We start from the raw sequence: 1,814 nt of genomic DNA on the forward strand, positions 1-1,814 counted from the left end.
CGTGTCACGGGCGTGGGTCCTTCCGTACGAACTTTGGTCGGTTCAGTACGAAACCTACGCTCGTGGCCCTTTTACACCACCTCCCGGACGCGACCACGCCCTTCACATTCTGCGTGAGTCAGGCGTTCCCGCCACCCTCGCCCGGGCCATCGGCCTGCGCGGCCACAGCCGGATCGGCCTCGGCGGACCCATCACCGCCATGCCAGCCACCCGCAAGCGCCCCCTCGACAACCTCGGCGTCGTTCTCATCCCAGCCACGACCGCCGACCTGCATCTTCAACTTCACAGCCCCACCCTGATCGTGGTGGAGAACCTCCAAGCCGCAGACGCCGTCTACAGCGCACTCAGAAACCATCACCAACCGCCCGGCATCGTCTATCACGCAGGCATGCCGAGCCGAGAAATCCTCCACCACATCACCGAACTCGCCGAACAGGCTGACACCACCATCATCGCCCCTGACGCCGACCTCGGCGGGACCCGGATCGCCACAGCCATCTGGAACTCACTCACACCAACCGCCCAACAACACACCACGATCTGCGACGTCGGACTGACACCAGCCCACACCCCTCAAACCCCCTGGGCTCTCAACAGCCCGATCTGGCAAGACCTACACGCGATGCTCAACGGCCCCGCAGCAGCTCTTGCCCAGGGATGCCTTCGACGCGGATACCCCGTCGAGCAGGAGGGATGCATTGCCCAGACCGTGCTGGCCCTCCTCCACACCAAATTGCCATGACCGGCAGTCGTGTCCGGGCACCTGGGAGGCGTCATCAACGAGGCCGAACGCCAACTGCGCGGCGGCCGCGACGCCTTGGCGAAGCTCCGCGAGCGGGATTGACCGTGCACCGGGCGCGAGCCGGGGTGCGTCGCAACAGAGCGCGGCCGCGGTGACGAGGTGCGACAGCCCTGGCTACGCCGGCGCTCCCCGACCCTGGTGCGCCGGATCGTTGCCGAAAGGCCACCTCCGCCCATCCGCCGGACCAACTCCGGCTCTGGGGCCTCCTGTTCGCCCGATATTGCCCCGTGCCTCACTGCGGCAGACTCACGCCGAGCTGCGAGGCTGTCCCGGCTGGATCGTGGCCCTGGGGGCGACCGTGATCCGTGAGCGGGACCACGAGATCGATTGGTATGTCCTGGCAGACCCGAACGCGTCTAACTAGCGGTTCTAGGCTATCGGCTGCTCAGCGGCGCACGGAAGCCCCGCCGCACACCACGGGGGTAGTGCACGACGGGGCCGCTCTGGATCAATGCGTGGGGTGCACCGGGGGGTTCTGGGCTCGCAGCTCTGCCAGCCGCCTTTGGGACAGCGCTCCGGACACGTGGGCGGCACGCGCCGGAGACGGGGCCGCATCCTCGATCAAGTGCTGTGCCACCACCTTGAGTTGGGCACTCCACGCCAACACATGCTGTTGTGCTGTGCGTCCGCACTCCTGGGGCTCGCCGGGAAGACACAGCGGAATCGTTCCTGGGCCAAGAAGCTTGAGGGCGGCATGCCGCACGTACCCAGCGATCACAAGCCACTGTTCCTCAGACCGCTGAGCACCCCCCTGCCCCTCTTGAAACCACATGGCGAAGTCGTCCCCGTGATCGTCCATTTGTGCGCTCCTACGGGTCTCTGGTTACGCGGGTGCGGCGATCGTAACCGTCTCCGCCGACGCGTTTGCCTCCCTTGGGTCACAGTGACCCACTGACGGGGGACACGGCCCGCACGGGCAGGGTTCGATCAAGTTCCGTAGGTGTCGGGGTTGTTGGTGATGCCCAGGATGGGGAGTGCTCGTTGGGGTATGTCGTGGATGGCCCGGGTGGTT

1 protein-coding gene is annotated in these 1,814 nt (G+C 66.3%); it reads left to right on the top strand.

Annotation, left to right across the window (positions count from 1 at the left end):
• Positions 1 to 742, top strand: a 742-nt coding sequence (locus ACIQU6_RS44675) for a hypothetical protein (RefSeq protein ID WP_403488466.1), incomplete at its 5' end; no start/stop codon positions are given.
• Between the last annotated feature and the right edge of the window lie 1,072 nt (positions 743 to 1,814).

Origin of the sequence: Streptomyces sp. NPDC090442 (assembly GCF_044769405.1) — a bacterium.
Taxonomy (GTDB): domain Bacteria; phylum Actinomycetota; class Actinomycetes; order Streptomycetales; family Streptomycetaceae; genus Streptomyces.